The organism is Enterobacter sp. BNK-8, from assembly GCF_048685095.1.
Lineage (GTDB): Bacteria > Pseudomonadota > Gammaproteobacteria > Enterobacterales > Enterobacteriaceae > Enterobacter > Enterobacter quasiroggenkampii.
Genome location: NZ_JBLQTN010000001.1, coordinates 2,827,437 through 2,843,530, shown reverse-complemented (window position 1 = coordinate 2,843,530; position 16,094 = coordinate 2,827,437). Strand labels below are relative to the sequence as shown.

11 protein-coding genes and 1 pseudogene are annotated in these 16,094 nt (G+C 57.1%); 9 read left to right on the top strand and 3 right to left on the bottom strand.

The features are described from left to right. Positions 1–122: 122 nt before the first annotated feature. From ACMGGU_RS13790 to ACMGGU_RS13765, 6 genes and pseudogenes are all read left to right on the top strand, one after another. Positions 123–1,412, top strand: coding sequence for a carbohydrate porin (locus ACMGGU_RS13790; RefSeq protein WP_420300977.1), 1,290 nt, complete (start codon positions 123–125; stop codon positions 1,410–1,412). A 166-nt stretch (positions 1,413–1,578) separates the two neighbouring features. After that, a complete protein-coding gene (gene licT, locus ACMGGU_RS13785; RefSeq protein WP_023616723.1) occupies positions 1,579–2,412 on the top strand; it encodes a BglG family transcription antiterminator LicT in 834 nt (277 codons plus the stop codon). Between the two features lie 29 nt (positions 2,413–2,441). Next, positions 2,442–4,402 (top strand): annotated as a pseudogene (gene bglF / locus ACMGGU_RS13780) (PTS beta-glucoside transporter subunit IIABC); the annotation flags it as partial. A gap of 12 nt (positions 4,403–4,414) precedes the next feature. Then, positions 4,415–5,809, top strand: coding sequence for a glycoside hydrolase family 1 protein (locus ACMGGU_RS13775; protein WP_045908670.1), 1,395 nt, complete (start codon positions 4,415–4,417; stop codon positions 5,807–5,809). A gap of 201 nt (positions 5,810–6,010) precedes the next feature. Beyond that, complete coding sequence (gene mdtQ / locus ACMGGU_RS13770; RefSeq protein ID WP_420300654.1) at positions 6,011–7,429, top strand: multidrug resistance outer membrane protein MdtQ; 1,419 nt, start codon at positions 6,011–6,013, stop codon at positions 7,427–7,429. Between the two features lie 50 nt (positions 7,430–7,479). Further along, positions 7,480–8,244: an SDR family oxidoreductase gene (locus ACMGGU_RS13765; protein ID WP_023615867.1), complete on the top strand. Its 765-nt coding sequence runs from the start codon at positions 7,480–7,482 to the stop codon at positions 8,242–8,244. Positions 8,245–8,669: 425 nt separating this feature from the next. Here the strand turns inward: ACMGGU_RS13765 and ACMGGU_RS13760 are convergent, their stop codons facing one another. Then, positions 8,670–9,242 carry a DedA family protein gene (locus ACMGGU_RS13760; RefSeq protein ID WP_048028237.1) on the bottom strand — a complete coding sequence of 191 codons (573 nt, stop codon included), beginning with the start codon at positions 9,240–9,242 and terminating at the stop codon, positions 8,670–8,672. Positions 9,243–9,399: 157 nt separating this feature from the next. Between ACMGGU_RS13760 and ACMGGU_RS13755 the strand changes: the two genes are divergently transcribed. Both ACMGGU_RS13755 and pbpG read left to right on the top strand, forming a co-directional pair. After that, the gene (locus ACMGGU_RS13755; protein WP_023312454.1) at positions 9,400–9,987 is read left to right on the top strand and encodes a Yip1 family protein; all 588 of its coding nucleotides are present in this window, start codon (positions 9,400–9,402) and stop codon (positions 9,985–9,987) included. A 167-nt stretch (positions 9,988–10,154) separates the two neighbouring features. Beyond that, a complete protein-coding gene (gene pbpG, locus ACMGGU_RS13750; protein ID WP_420300653.1) occupies positions 10,155–11,078 on the top strand; it encodes a D-alanyl-D-alanine endopeptidase in 924 nt (307 codons plus the stop codon). Between the two features lie 96 nt (positions 11,079–11,174). On the opposite strand, the gene ACMGGU_RS13745 is transcribed toward pbpG, so the two are convergent. Then, on the bottom strand, positions 11,175–11,729 hold the full coding sequence (locus ACMGGU_RS13745) for a GNAT family N-acetyltransferase (protein ID WP_045908666.1): 555 nt from the start codon (positions 11,727–11,729) through the stop codon (positions 11,175–11,177). A gap of 112 nt (positions 11,730–11,841) precedes the next feature. Beyond that, a complete protein-coding gene (gene dld, locus ACMGGU_RS13740; protein WP_048028241.1) occupies positions 11,842–13,590 on the bottom strand; it encodes a D-lactate dehydrogenase in 1,749 nt (582 codons plus the stop codon). Positions 13,591–13,779: 189 nt separating this feature from the next. Here dld and bglX point away from each other — a divergent pair, with 189 nt between their 5' ends. Further along, positions 13,780–16,077, top strand: a complete 2,298-nt coding sequence (gene bglX, locus ACMGGU_RS13735; protein ID WP_048028242.1) for a beta-glucosidase BglX — start codon at positions 13,780–13,782, stop codon at positions 16,075–16,077. Positions 16,078–16,094 lie beyond the last annotated feature (17 nt).

The following is a 16,094-nucleotide window of genomic DNA, read 5'->3' as shown; positions in this document are numbered from 1 at the left end:
GACAGGAAATAGAAAAATTTCCTGCGGCCGGTTACGCACTCAATACTCAATCACAGGTTGTTATTATGGCATATAAAAATAAACTCTATGCGCTCGCCTTATTGGCGATATCCCCGCTGTCGATGGCGCAAGACTGGAACGGAACGGTATTAGGGTTTGAAGCTCCGCCGGAGCCTGTGCTGGGCGAAATGCTCGGCATACGTAAAATCCTTAACGATAACGGTTTTACCTATAACCTCGGATACCTGAATGAAATTGGCTGGAACGGCGGTGGCGGATATAACCACGACTCCCACGTGGCCTATATTGACCAGTTCGCGCTGACCTTCAACCAGGATCTGGAGCGCTGGACCGGTATCCCGGACGCGCGTATCGAGGGGAACATCGTCAACCGTAACCACAATGATGACCTCACCACCAAGCGCGTGCAGGACCCGCGCGTCAACTTCAACGATCTGACCCAGGAGAGCTGGGGCGGGCAGTCGATTACCCGTCTGGGCTGGCTGACCTTTGCCCGCAGCTTTGACGACCGGCGTCTGACCTGGCGCATCGGGATGATGAACAAGGTACAAACCTTCGATCAAATTATCCCCTGTGATTTCCAGCTGCTGTCCCAGTGCGGCGGTAAGTCAGCCAACTCGCTGACCTGGAACAACTGGAACGTGCACACCTGGGGCACCACGCTTGCGTATAAACTCACGCCGACGCTAACCCTGAAGGGCGGCGTGATGGAGCAGAATCCGCAGGCCGCCAGCCGCAGCCATGCCTGGAGTTGGTCGACGAAGGGCAGCAAAGGGATCTTACTGCCGGTTGAAATCGAAGCGCGTCCGCTGATTAACGGCCTGCCGGGCGCATACAACCTGGGTGTGGTGTTTACCAACGCGCCGCAAACCGATCTCTATCGCGGCAAATCGGGTGGGGCGGGGGCGACGGACTCGGACGGATTCGATACGCACAGCCGGACCTGGTTTATGTACGCCGGACTGAACCAGCAGCTAACGCAGCATCAGGATGATCCGAATCGCGGGTTGAGTACCTCGTTCAGCATGAGCCTTGCGGATCAGAGCAGTAACTACATGCACCAGGTTTACGCCGCCTCGCTGCGCTACCGCGGGCTGTTTGATGCGCGACCGGAAGACTGGATTGGCTTTGGCTTAACCTGGATTGATATGAGCAGCCAGTACGCCCGCAACCAGCGTTACCTGAACAGCCTGAGCGGCGTAAGCGATTATGACAATCCGGCGTATCACCCGGTGCCGGGCCATTCCCTGAACGGCGAGTTTTACTACCGTTTTCGTCCGGTGTCATGGCTTGAACTGCAGCCGGGCATTCAGTACTGGCACCATCCCGGCGGGGTCAGCCGCACCCAGGATGCCTGGGTCACCGAGCTGAAAACGGTGGTGACCTTCTGATATCACGGTAGCAAGTTCGATCCGCGTCACGTTTCTGACGTGTGACGCATTGAGGCTACGAATGAAACTGATAGAGTGCCAGAACTGGATTGTTACTGCTTAGGCAGGCAAAACCTGATTTTCTGGCATCTGCCGGAGGTCAGGTTTTTTTGTTTCTGGGGTTCAGATGAAAATCGCCAAGATACTCAATAATAACGTGGTGGTTGTTCAGGATGAGCGCGGGCGCGAACAGGTGGTGATGGGCCGTGGGCTGGCCTTTCAGAAGCGCGTCGGTGAAGCGCTGGATACCGCGTTGGTTGAAAAGGTGTTTGCGTTACAAAGCGATGAACTGGTGCGTCGGCTCGGCGAGCTGCTGAGTCAAATTCCGCTGGAGGTGATGACCACCTGCGACCGCATCATCGGGCTGGCGGCGCAGCGGCTGGGCAAGCTGCAGGAGAGCTTGTATATCACCCTCACCGATCACTGCTACTTTGCGATTGAGCGGCAGAAGAACGGGTTGGCCATCAAAAACGTGCTGCTGTGGGATATCAAACGACTGTATCCGAAGGAGTTCGAGTTAGGGCAGGAGGCGCGGGCCATTATCGCCAGACGCCTGAACGTCGAACTGGAGGAGGATGAGGCCGGTTTTATCGCCCTGCATCTGGTCACCGCGCAGCTGAACAGCGAAATGCCGGAGGTGATGCACGTGACGCGGGTGATGCAGGAGATCCTGCAGCTGGTGAAGTATCAGCTGCAGCTTGAGTATGACGAAGAGTCGCTCAGCTATCAGCGTTTTGTCACCCACCTGAAATTTTTTGCCCAGCGGATGCTCACCCGCACCGTGGTGGAAGATGACGATGTCTCGCTGCATACGGCAGTCAAAGACAACTACGCGAAGGCGTGGAAATGCGCCGAGAAAATCGCACAGCACCTGAACAAAAGCTATCAGCGTGAGCTGACAACCGAAGAAATTATGTTCCTCGCCATTCATATCGAGCGGGTGAGAAAAGAGGGGCGTTAAGCCTCAAACAGGATTGTTACTGCACTTCGCAGGCAAAACCTGAGCGCGGCCTTCGTCAGAAGGCCGTTCTCGGGTTTTTTTATTTTTTGTACTCAGTCAACAGGTGCCTGCGGGCATCGGATGTAAGGAAATCGAGATGGAATACCAGGCTTTAGCGAAGGATATTCTCGGCCACGTTGGCGGAAAAGAGAACATCGTCAGTCTTGTGCACTGCGCGACCCGGCTTCGCTTCAAACTGAGAGAGAATCAACGGGCGGATGCGGAAGGGCTCAAGAAAAATCCGGGCGTGATCATGGTGGTCGAAAGCGGCGGCCAGTTTCAGGTGGTGATTGGCAACCACGTTCACGACGTCTGGCAGGCTGTCCGCAATGAAGCAGGCCTTACCGATGACGCCCCTGTCGTGGAAGAGAAGGGTGAAAAGGGTAACCTGTTGGGCCGTCTGATTGACATCGTCTCCGGGATCTTTACCCCGTTTATCGGCATTCTGGCCGCGTCCGGTATTCTGAAAGGGCTGCTGGCGCTGGCCGTGGTGTGCGGCTGGCTCACGACCGGGAGCGGCACGTATAAAATCTGGTTTGCTGCCAGCGACGCGCTGTTCTTCTTCTTCCCGCTGGTGCTGGGCTATACCGCCGGGAAAAAGTTCGGCGGAAACCCATTCATTACCATGGTGATCGGCGGGGCGCTCACCCATCCAGTGATGATTGCGGCGTTCAACGCCAGCCAGCAGCCGGGCGCGGTGTCGGAAGCCTTTTTGGGCATTCCCGTCACCTGGTTCAACTACAGCTCGTCGGTGATCCCGATTATTCTCGCCGCGTGGGTGAGCTGCTGGCTGGAAAAGCAGAGCACCAGGCTGCTGCCTTCCTCGATGAAAAACTTCTTCGCGCCGCTGATCTGTCTTGCCGTGACCGTGCCGCTGACTTTCCTCGTTATCGGGCCGCTGGCGACCTGGCTGAGCCAGATGCTGGCGAACGGCTATCAGAGTATTTATGTTCTGGCACCGTGGCTGGCGGGCGCAGCGATGGGCGCGCTGTGGCAGGTCTGCGTCATTTTTGGCCTGCACTGGGGGCTGGTGCCGCTGATGATCAACAACCTGGCGGTGCTGGGGCATGACTCCATGCTGCCGATGCTCTTGCCTGCGGTGTTCGGCCAGGTGGGGGCGGCACTGGGCATTTTCCTGCGTACCCGCGATGCGCGTCAGAAAATGCTGGCCGGTTCATCCGTGACGGCAGGGTTTTTCGGTATCACCGAACCCGCAGTGTATGGCGTAAACCTGCCGCTGCGCCGTCCGTTTATTTTTGGCTGCGTGGCAGGCGCTATCGGCGGAGCGATTGTCGGCTTTAGTGACACCCACGTTTACTCTTTCGGCTTCGCCAATATCTTTACTGTCGCCCAGATGATCCCGCCGGGCGGCGTGGACGCCACGCTGTGGGGCGGCATTATCGGTACGGTGGTGGCGCTGGTACTGAGCTGCGGCCTGACGCTGGTCGCCGGTATGCCAGGAAACACCGCGACAGAAGGGGTGGTCACCGCGGGCGAAAACGATGTGCTATCACCGATGACCGGTACCGTTCTTGCGCTCGACCAGGTGCCGGATACCACCTTTGCCAGCGGCCTGCTGGGCAGCGGCGCCGCGGTTATTCCCTCCGATAACAAAGTGGTTGCCCCGTTTGCTGGCGTGGTGGCCTCGCTGTTCCAGACCAAACACGCCATCGGCCTGCTCAGTAACAGTGGAATCGAAGTGTTGATCCATGTGGGTATCGACACCGTGAAGCTCGACGGCAAGCCGTTTACCGCCCATGTGAAGGTCGGTGACACGGTGCAACCCGGCGATCTGCTGCTGGAGTTTGACCGACAGGCGATTATCGATGCCGGATACGACCTGGCGACCCCGATTATTATCAGTAACAGCGATGAGTATCGCGACGTGGTGACCGTGGCGGCAACGTCCGTCAATGCTGGTGCGCCGTTACTCAGCGTAAGCCATCAATAACAGGAGAACGTGATGAAAACTTTCCCGGACGATTTTTTATGGGGCGGCGCGGTTGCCGCGAATCAGGTAGAGGGCGCATATCTGGAGGAGGGGAAAGGGCTGTCCACCTCTGATGTTCAGCCGCAGGGGGTCTTCGGCCCGGTGGTTGAGCGCGTGGCGGGCGACAGCGGCATCAAGGATGTTGCTATCGACTTCTATCATCGCTATCCGGAAGACATCAAACTGTTCGCGGAGATGGGCTTTAGCTGCCTGCGCGTCTCCATTGCCTGGACCCGCATTTTTCCGAACGGCGACGAGCAGCAGCCGAACGAGGCGGGGTTGGCGTTTTACGACCGGCTGTTTGACGAGCTGGCCGCGCACAACATTACCCCGCTGGTGACGCTGTCGCATTACGAAATGCCGTGGGGGCTGGTGAAGCAGTACGGCGGATGGGGCAGCCGCCAGACTATTGGATTCTTCGAGCGCTACGCCCGTACCGTGTTTGCGCGCTACAAAGAAAAGGTCAAGCTCTGGCTGACCTTCAACGAGATCAATATGTCTCTGCACGCGCCGATGACCGGCGTGGGCCTGCCGGAAACCAGCAGCAAAGGCGAAGTGTATCAGGCGATCCACCATCAGCTGGTGGCCAGCGCACTGGCGGTGAAGGCCTGCCATGAGATCGTTCCTGATGGCAGAATTGGCAATATGCTGCTGGGCGGTCTGATGTATCCGCTGACCTGCAAGCCGGAAGATGTTCTGGAAACACTGCAGGAAAACCGCGCCTGGCAATTCTTTGGTGACGTACAGTGTCGCGGTGCCTACCCGGGGTATATGCAGCGCTTCTTCCGCGACAACGGTATTCAGCTTGAGGTCACGGACGCCGACCGCGAGGCGCTGAAATCGACCGTCGATTTTATCTCCTTCAGCTACTACATGACGGGCTGTGTCACCGCGGACGACGCCCTCAATCAGCAGGCGCGCGGCAACATCCTGAGCATGGTGCCAAACCCGCATCTGGCCAGTTCCGAATGGGGCTGGCAGATTGACCCCATCGGCCTGCGTACCCTGCTAAACGTGCTCTGGGATCGCTATCAGAAGCCGCTGTTTATCGTGGAAAATGGTCTGGGAGCAAAGGATAAACCGGACGCGGACGGCACGGTGCAGGATGACTACCGCATCAGCTACCTTAACGACCATCTGGTGCAGGTGCGTGAAGCGATCGAAGACGGCGTTGAGGTGATGGGCTATACCAGCTGGGGCCCAATCGACCTGGTGAGCGCATCAAAAGCTGAACTCTCTAAGCGCTACGGCTTTATTTACGTCGATCGCGATGACAGTGGAAAAGGTACGCTGGCGCGCAGCCGCAAGAAAAGCTTCTACTGGTATAAAGAGGTTATTGCGACAAAAGGCGCGTCGCTGAAAGTTTAATAACGCGATCAACCTGACAGAGGACGTTCACGCTGTCGGGTTGATTATTTTTTATTTGTATAATTAAATTTAAATAATAATTTCGGTGAATACTTTTCCGTATATTTAAATCTATGACAATTTACGCTTTGCCACGCATTACTAAAAAAACAAACAGAATCAAGCGTAATTTGCGCCTTTATTTTTTGAGTATATGGCGTAATGAAACGTTCTTTTATTTTATCTCTGAGTGTTCCCTTTGCATTTATTCTGGCTGCCTGCGCGCCTGAACATGCCACGGTATCTCCCATTAAAACGCAAACCACGACGGCGTCGGTAAATACGGTTCTGGCTCATCAGGACTGGCCGAAAAATGAGTGGTGGAAAGCATATAACGATCCTGAACTTAATTCGCTGATTGCGAAAGCATTAAGCGATGCGCCGGATATGCAGATTGCCCGCCAGCGAATTACGCTCGCTGAAGCCCAGGCCAAAGCGGCTATGGCTGCCGACGGTCCGCAGATCGATTTTTCAGCGGATGCTGAACGCCAGAAAATGTCCGCCGAAGGGCTGATGGGACCCTTTGCCATTACCGACCCGGCGGCAGGGACAACCGGGCCGTGGTACACCAACGGCACCTTTGGCCTGACCGCTGGCTGGGATCTCGATCTGTGGGGAAAAAATCGTGCGCAGGTCGAAGCCCGGATAGGCAAAGTGAATGCGCAAAAAGCGGAGCTGGAGCAGACCCGTCAGCTGCTGGCCAGCAGCGTGGCGCGGCTTTACTGGGAATGGCAAACGCAGGCCGCCGTGGGGGAGGTCCTCGCGCAGATCAAACATGAGCAGGACAATATTATCGGTGCCGACCGCGAGCTGTATCAACACGGCATCACCTCCTCCGTGGAGGGCGTCGAAACGGACATCAACGCCAGCAAAACCGAAGAGCAGCTGGCCGGGGTCAACGGAAAGATGAAAGCCATAGAGGCGCGCCTGGTCGCGCTGACCAACGCCCCCTCCGTGAAGCTGACGCGGCATGCCCTGCCGACGGTGGAAGCCTCGTTACCGTCGACGCTCGGCTATGAACTGCTGGCACGCCGCCCGGATCTTCAGGAGGCGCACTGGTATATCGACGCCTCCATGAGCGAGGTGGAGGCCGCCAGAGCAGCGTTCTATCCTGACGTGAACCTGATGGCGTTCTTACAGCAGGATGCCCTCCACCTGAGCGATCTGTTCCATTCATCCGCGCAGCAGATGGGCGTGACCGCCGGGTTGACGCTGCCAATTTTTGACAGCGGCAGGCTGAACGCCAGCCTGGATATCGCCCAGGCGCAGAACAATCTCTCGGTTGCCAACTACAACAAAGCGGTAGTGGAGGCCGTCAATCAGGTGGCACGCACGGCCAGCGAAGTCGAAACGCTAATGGCGAAGAACAGCCATCAGCAGCAGGTTGAAAAAGATGCGGCACGGGTCGTGGCGCTGGCTCAGGCGCGTTTCAGCGCGGGGATTATTGCGGGTTCCCGGGTCAGTGAAGCCAGAATACCGGCCCTCAAAGAGCACCTCGAAGGCGTGCTGCTGAAGGGGCAATATGTCGACGCTACCCTGCAGCTGACCTCGGCGCTGGGCGGCGGCTATCATCATGGCTAAAAAAGGCCATTATCTATACTTACCTCTTTGCAGTTTTTCAGGAGGTGAGTATGACCAGAGTAGCGATTGTGACCGCATCGGATTCCGGGATTGGGAAAACCACGGCCCTGATGCTGGCTGAGCGCGGGTTTGATATTGGCGTCACCTGGCACTCGGATGAGAAAGGGGCGCTGGAAACCTGCCGCGAAGTCGAAGCGCAGGGGCAGCGTGCGGAGGCTATCCATCTTGATTTAAGCACGCTGCCGGAAGGCGCTGAGGCCATTGAAACGCTGATTGCGCGTTTTGGCCGGCTGGACGTGCTGGTTAACAATGCAGGGGCGATGACCAAAGCGCCGTTCCTCGAGATGCCGTTCGACGACTGGCGGAACATTTTCACCGTCGACGTGGACGGGGCGTTTCTCTGTTCACAGATAGCCGCAAGGCAGATGGTGAAGCAGGGGGAAGGGGGGCGGATTGTGAACATCACCTCGGTACATGAACACACGCCCCTGCCGGAGGCCAGCGCCTACACGGCGGCGAAACACGCGCTCGGCGGGTTAACCAAATCCATGGCGATGGAGCTGGTGAAGCACAACATTCTGGTGAACGCCGTCGCGCCGGGTGCCATTGCCACGCCAATGAATGACATGGACGACAGCGAAGTGAAGGAAGGCTCCATGCCGGAAATTCCGCTGGCAAGGCCGGGCCACACGAAAGAGATTGCCAGCCTGGTGGCGTGGCTGTGTGACAGCGACGCCAGCTATACAACAGGGCAATCGTTTATCGTCGACGGGGGCTTTATGCTGGCGAACCCGCAGTTTAAGCCGGAGGGATAGTATCCTTTCGCCCTCTCCCTGTGGGCAGAGGGATCCCCAGTAATTTTTTTACCTGAAGCGATGAACGTTGCTTCAGTAAAATTAATCACTTACAGCGACGCCCTGGTCCGGCTGTAAATCGCCGAAGCGTTTCCGTAAGGCCGGGGCGAGGCGCAGGGATGCGCCGAGAGGGCGTGGCCTGCAGGGATGCAGGCTCATGCCCGACCCGATAGCCTGAAGGAATAAGCTGAGGGCACCGCGAAGCGGCGATTTACCGCCGGGAGCCCGGGTCGCCAGGGTGGTGGCGATTGAGCCACCCTGGCACGTTCACCGGTCATGTCGTTACAGAGTAGCAAGGAACATAAAGTGAACGGAATGACCTCCACAGCCGTATGTTCCCCCTCACCCCTGTGGGTGAGGCTTAGGGTGAGGGCATCAGACCGCACTCACTCCTCATCCCGCCTCTTTTCCCGATGCTTCAGCCACAGTCGAACCGCAATCACCGCCACAACCACCAGAATCAACCACGCCCAGTGCTTCAGGTGCTGGTCGAGATTGTGCAGCCAGGGCGCAATCACTTCGCCCCCTACATAACCGAGCGTCGTAAAGATCAGCGCCCAGGCAATCGCGCCCACAATATTGAGCGGCAGAAAAATTTTGGGCGGCAGATGGCTGGCGCCAATCAGTATCGGCCCGATAATGCGAAAGCCATACATAAAGCGCGTGCCAATGACGAACAGATAGGGATGACGTTGAATGAGCCGCTGAGCGCGGCGGATTTTCTTCTGATGCTTTGCGAAACGCTTTAGCAGCGTTGGTCCAAAGCGCAGCCCCAGAAAGTAGAGCAGCTGATCGCCTATCATCCCGCCCAGTGCGACCGCGGCGACGACCAGCGGGAATTTCAGTAACCCCTGATGCGCGGCGACGCCCCCTAACAGCGTGATGGTTTCACCTTCTGCCACGCTGCCGATCACCAGCGCGGCATATCCATATTGCTCAATGAGTGCGTTAATATCCATTACGTAACTGTTATCTCCCTCTGCGTGCCTCGTTTAATCATATACCCCATGAATCAACAGCGGGGAAATCAACGGAAATTTCCCACTGTACATAAAATAATCTAAAGCCTGCATTATACTTAAGGTATCGCTGACGGGCCGACAACAAGGGGGCGCTATGAACCATGTCTGGGGACTTTTCTCCCATCCCGATCGTGAAATGCATGTCATTAAAAGTGAGAACGAAACGGTCTCGCATCATTACACGCACCACGTGCTGCTGATGGCTGCGGTGCCGGTAATATGCGCTTTTATCGGAACGACACAAATCGGCTGGAACTTCGGTGACGGCACCGTGGTTCAGCTTTCCTGGTTTACCGGACTCTATCTGGCCATCGTCTTTTATGGCCTGATGCTGGCGGGTGTGGCGGTCATGGGGCGTGTCATTCACTGGATGGCGCGTAACTATCCGCAACGTCCATCGCTGGCGCACTGTATGGTCTTTGCCGGGTATGTCGCGACTCCGCTGTTCTTAAGCGGTATTGTTGCGCTCTATCCACTGGTCTGGCTGTGCGCGCTGATCGGTACTATTGCCCTCTTTTACACCGGTTATCTGCTGTATCTGGGGGTTCCAACCTTCCTGAATATCAATAAAGAAGAGGGCCTGAGCTTCTCCAGTTCAACGCTTGCCATCGGGGTGCTGGTGCTGGAGGCGCTACTGGCGCTGACGGTGATTCTTTGGGGTTATGGATACCGCCTCTTCTAAACGCACTGCATTGCTGGCGTAAATGCCAGCAATGCAGCATCTGTTCACGATTATCCTCTGGCGACAACGCCCGCTGACGGCTATGATGCCGAAGCCAGCCTGAGTTTATCCGTCGACCCAGGCGGTGTACGTCATGACGTGCGTGAATAATTATCAGAAGTCTCACCATGCTGAAATTCCGAGTCTCTTTACTTAGCCTGGCGCTGTTGCTGGGTGCGTCCGCTGCCGTGCCGGCCGTCGCCAAAACGCCCGCGGTGACTGCTACCGCCGCTCAGCCGCAAATTGCTTCCGGCAGCGCGATGATTGTCGATCTCAACACCAATAAGGTGATTTACGCCAGCCATCCGGATCTGGTGCGACCGATCGCCTCAATTACCAAATTAATGACCGCGATGGTGGTGCTTGATGCCCATCTGCCGCTGGACGAAAAACTGAAAGTGGATATCAGCCACACGCCGGAGATGAGGGGGATCTACTCCCGCGTGCGCCTGAACAGTGAGATCAGCCGTAAGAATATGCTGCTGCTGGCGCTGATGTCGTCTGAAAACCGCGCGGCGGCGAGCCTGGCGCACCACTATCCTGGCGGCTACGACGCCTTTATCCGCGCGATGAACGCCAAAGCCAAAGCGCTGGGGATGAACAATACGCACTATGTTGAACCGACGGGGCTGTCGATCAACAACGTCTCCACGGCGCGCGATCTGACGAAACTGCTGATTGCCAGCAAACAGTACCCGCTAATTGGTCAGCTCAGTACCACCCGTGAAGAGATGGCGACCTTTGCGAACCCAGCCTATACGCTGCCGTTCCGCAATACTAACCATCTGGTTTACCGGGATAACTGGAATATTCAGCTAACCAAAACCGGCTTTACCAACGCGGCTGGACACTGTCTGGTGATGCGCACCGTGTTTAACGGTAAGTCGGTGGCGCTGGTGGTGATGGATGCCTTCGGCAAATACACGCACTTCGCGGATGCGAGCCGCCTGCGTACCTGGATTGAAACAGGAAAAGTGCAGCCTGTCCCGGCCGCGGCATTGACGTATAAAAAGCAGAAAGCCGAGCAGATGGCGACGGCGCAGAACGATTAGGTAAAAGCAAAACGGTAACGCATGTTACCGTTTTTTATGTTTTCTCCCTCTCCCTGTGGGAGAGGGCCGGGGTGAGGGCACCAGACCGCACTGCGTTTATTCCGGCAGCGTCCAGTCACCGTCGTTGAGCGGGCGCTGCATAATCACCGTATCCCGCCAGTCTCCTTTCTTATAGCCTACGCTGCGCAACTGACCGACAATCACGAAGCCATGTTTTTTATGCAGGCGTAACGAGCCGGCGTTGTTATTACCATCTCCCACTACGGCAATCATCTGCCGCCACGGCCCTTGCTCGCAGCGTTCAATCAGCGCATCCATCAGTGCCGTGCCAAAACCGCGCCCGGTGATGCTGGCATCCACGTAAATCGACTCTTCCAGGGTATAGCGGTAGGCGTGTCGCGGTCGGTAAGGGGTGGCGTAGCAGTAGCCCACCACAATGCCGCGGTACAGCGCGATAAGCCACGGTAAACCGTTCTCAGTCACGCTTTTCATACGTTGGCGCATTTCGTCAATGGTCGGGGGGACTTCTTCAAATGACGCGCGCCCGTGAAGTACATGCCAGGCATAGATCGCGGCAATGGCATGCACATCATCGGGAAGGGCGTCGCGCACTTCCAGCTCGGTCTCGGATAAAACATCAATAGCCGACATGATGTGCCTGCTCCTCGTTATCGAATGCCGGAGAAACGTTTCTCCGGCGATGAGCAGTTACTCTATTACGATTAAGGAGCGCTTAACAATCTCTCAAATTTGGCTGTAGGAATTAATCAGACGCTTGCGTTATGTGCTGCTCCGCGTCTTCGCTCTCTTTCCAGTATTTCTTCCGCGTTGTTTTACCGATGCCGGGGTTCATGCTGTTTGTAGGGTCATTCTCGCGATAAAACTGCTTAAGTGCGTCCGGGGCTTTATAAAGATGTCCGACGTTGTGTTCCGCAGGATATTGTGCGCCACGTTCACGCAAAAGGGCGAGCATCTGCTCCTTCAGTTCGTGTGCATCGACCCCTTTTTTGACGATGTAATCCTGATGGAAGACATAGCACATAAAGTGGCCGTAATAGAGCTTATGCACCAGCTTGCTGTCGATTTCCGGCGGCAGGTGCTCGAACCACTCGGTGTCGTTACGCCGCAGGGCGATATCCAGCGCCAGAATGTCTTCCACCTCTTCGGAATGCACCGCCTGATATCGGATGGCGGCACCAGCGGCAGCAAAGCGGTGCAGGAACGCTTTGCTGCCCTCTTCAGGCGTACAGGCAAAGAAATCCCCTTCGGCGGTTTTGAAGAACTCGGTCAGCCAGGCCTGCGCTTCGGCGATCCCGTCTCCGGCCATTTTCAGCAGCAGGTGATGTTCGTACTTGTCGCGCCAGGTTTTCATTCTCTCCGGTAAATGCGCCGGGAAAACGTTGCCCAGCTTCTGCATAAAGCGGTCGGTGAAGTGGGGTTTGAACAGCGACACTTTCTCCAGCATCGCGTCGGTACGGCCCTTCATGGTGAAGAAGAACGGCATTTTGTCGGTGCCGAGCTTGTCGATCATCAGGAACGTGTCTTTGCCGTAGCGTTCGGCGATGTCGTAAATGTCCCGGTGCATGTACTCGCCCGCCACCGGCAGATGAGTGAATTCGCCCAGAATATGACGACGGATCTCTGTCAGAACCTCAGGCTGGTTGGTGCCGATGTAAAATACCTGCTGCTTTTTCTCTGCCGGGAACGTGTCGAGACGCACCGCAAAAACGGCCAGCTTGCCCGCGCAGCCGGAGGATTCAAACAGGCGATCCGGGTCGGCGTTATAGCGCGCCGGGGTGTCAGCGTTGATATCCCGCACCCGGGTCACGTAGTCATGGTCGTGCGCATGGCGGCCGTCGTGCTGGACGTCTTCGTCCTTCACGCGATCGTCGTCGAGCTTGCTGAGGATCTGCTCCGGCGTCACGCCGAGATCGATTCCCAGATGGTTCACCAGCGTCAGCTTGCCGTTTTCGTCAATACGGGCAAACAGCGACATCTCGGTGTAGGCGGGGCCACGCTGTACCAGCGAGCCGCCGGAGTTATTGCAGATCCCGCCGACCACCGAGGCGCCAATGCAGGAGGAACCGATCACCGAGTGCGGTTCGCGGCCGAGCGGCTTAAGCGCTTTTTCGAGGGAGTAAAGCGTGGTGCCGGGGAACGCGAGCACCTGCTCGCCCTTGTCCAGCAGGTGCAGCTTGTCGAGGCGCAGGGTACTGATAATCACGATGTCACGATCGTAATCATTGCCGTTCGGCGTGGAGCCTTCGGTCAGGCCGGTGTTGGCCGCCTGCATTAAAATAATCTTGTCGGCGGCGACGCAGGCGCTCAGGACGCGCCACAGCTCCAGCAGCGTGCCGGGGAAAACCACCGCCAGCGCCTCGCCCTGACCGGAGCGGAAGCCCTTGCGGTAGCGGGCGGTTTTAGCCGGGTCGGTAAGCAGGTGAGAGGAGCCAACCAGGCGCGACAGTTCGTTAATAAATGTTTTGTTATCGTCAGTTCGAACAGAAGACATCTTCCACTCCTTGTGGTGGGGCAAATTTCTCGCTGTAAAGCATAGCGCGATTAACTGTTAAGCGGTCGAGTATTCACGAGAAAAATCAGAGAATAACCCTGCAACGATCGGAGGGTTTGTGGCACACTGCGCTTTTCGCACGGTATGGCCGAGATCGTCCGGCGGTTATTGATGAGAGAGTAAAACGACATGAAATGGCTATGTTCTGTAGGTGTCGCCGTCAGCCTGGCGCTGCAACCTGCGCTGGCAGAGGATTTGTTTGGCAATCACCCGCTCACGCCTGAAGCGCGGGATGCGTTTGTCACGGAATTGCTCAAGAAAATGACGGTCGATGAGAAAATCGGCCAGCTGCGTCTGATCAGCGTCGGCCCGGATAACCCGAAAGAGGCCATCCGCGAGATGATCAAAGACGGGCAGGTAGGGGCCATCTTTAATACCGTCACCCGCCAGGATATCCGCAAGATGCAGGACCAGGTGATGGATCTCAGCCGCCTGAAAATTCCGCTGTTCTTTGCCTATGACGTGGTGCACGGCCAGCGTACCGTCTTCCCCATCAGCCTCGGCTTAGCCTCCTCCTTTAACCTCGACGCGGTGAAAACCGTCGGTCGCGTGTCGGCTTATGAAGCGGCGGACGACGGCCTGAACATGACCTGGGCGCCTATGGTGGACGTCTCGCGCGATCCGCGCTGGGGCCGCGGCTCGGAAGGCTTTGGTGAAGATACATATTTAACCTCCACGATGGGTAAAACCATGGTGGAAGCGATGCAGGGCAAAAGCCCTGCGGACCGCTACTCGGTGATGACCAGCGTCAAGCACTTTGCGGCCTACGGCGCGGTGGAGGGCGGTAAAGAGTACAACACCGTCGACATGAGCCCGCAGCGCCTGTTCAACGACTACATGCCGCCGTACAAGGCCGGTCTGGATGCGGGCAGCGGCGCGGTGATGGTGGCGCTGAACTCGCTGAACGGCACGCCTGCGACCTCTGATTCCTGGCTGCTGAAAGACGTGCTGCGCGACCAGTGGGGCTTTAAAGGCATCACCGTTTCCGACCACGGCGCGATTAAAGAGCTGATCAAACACGGTACCGCTTCCGACCCGGAAGACGCGGTGCGCGTCGCGCTCAAGTCCGGCATCAACATGAGCATGAGCGACGAGTATTACAGCAAATACCTGCCGGGGCTGGTGAAGAGCGGCAAGGTGACGATGGCGGAGCTGGACGATGCCACCCGTCACGTGCTGAACGTCAAATACGACATGGGGCTGTTTAACGATCCGTACAGCCACCTGGGTCCGAAAGAGTCTGACCCGGCAGATACCAATGCTGAAAGCCGCCTGCACCGCAAAGAAGCGCGTGACGTGGCGCGCGAAAGCCTGGTGCTGCTGAAAAACCGCCTCGACACGCTGCCGCTGAAAAAATCCGGCACCATTGCCGTGGTGGGGCCGCTGGCCGACAGCAAGCGCGACGTGATGGGCAGCTGGTCTGCCGCGGGCGTGGCTGACCAGTCCGTGACCGTGCTGACCGGTATCAAGAGTGCCGTCGGTGAAAACGCCAAAGTGGTTTACGCCAAAGGAGCGAACGTCACCAACGATAAAGACATCGTGACCTTCCTCAACCAGTACGAGGAAGCGGTCAAGGTCGATCCGCGCACGCCGAAGGAGATGATTGACGAGGCGGTGAACGCCGCGAAGCAGTCTGACGTCGTTGTCGCGGTCGTGGGGGAAGCGCAGGGTATGGCGCACGAAGCCTCCAGCCGGACCGATATCACCATTCCGCAGAGCCAGCGCGATCTGATCGCCGCCCTGAAAGCCACCGGCAAGCCGCTGGTGCTGGTGCTGATGAACGGTCGTCCGCTGGCGCTGGTGAAAGAAGACCAGCAGGCTGACGCCATCCTGGAAACCTGGTTCGCCGGTACCGAAGGCGGTAACGCCATCGCCGACGTGCTGTTTGGCGATTACAACCCGTCGGGCAAGCTGCCGATGTCCTTCCCGCGCTCCGTCGGGCAGATCCCGGTCTATTACAGCCACCTGAACACCGGTCGCCCGTACAACGCCGACAAGCCGAACAAATACACGTCTCGTTACTTTGACGAAGCTAACGGCCCGCTGTATCCGTTTGGTTACGGCCTGAGCTACACCACCTTCAAGGTTTCTGACGTCAAAATGTCGTCACCGAGCCTGAAGCGTGACGGCAACGTCACCGCCAGCGTTGAGGTGACCAACACCGGCAAGCGCGAAGGGGCAACGGTGATTCAGATGTACGTTCAGGATGTCACCGCGTCGATGAGCCGTCCGGTGAAACAGCTGCGCGGTTTTGAGAAGGTCAACCTGAAGCCGGGGGAAACCAAAACCATCAGCTTCCCGATCGACGTGGATGCGCTGAAGTTCTGGAACCAGCAGATGAAATATGATGCGGAACCGGGCAAATTTAACGTCTTTATCGGCGTGGACTCCGCCCGCGTGAATAAAGGCGAGTTCGAGCTGCTGTAACCTTTCCCTCCTTTGCC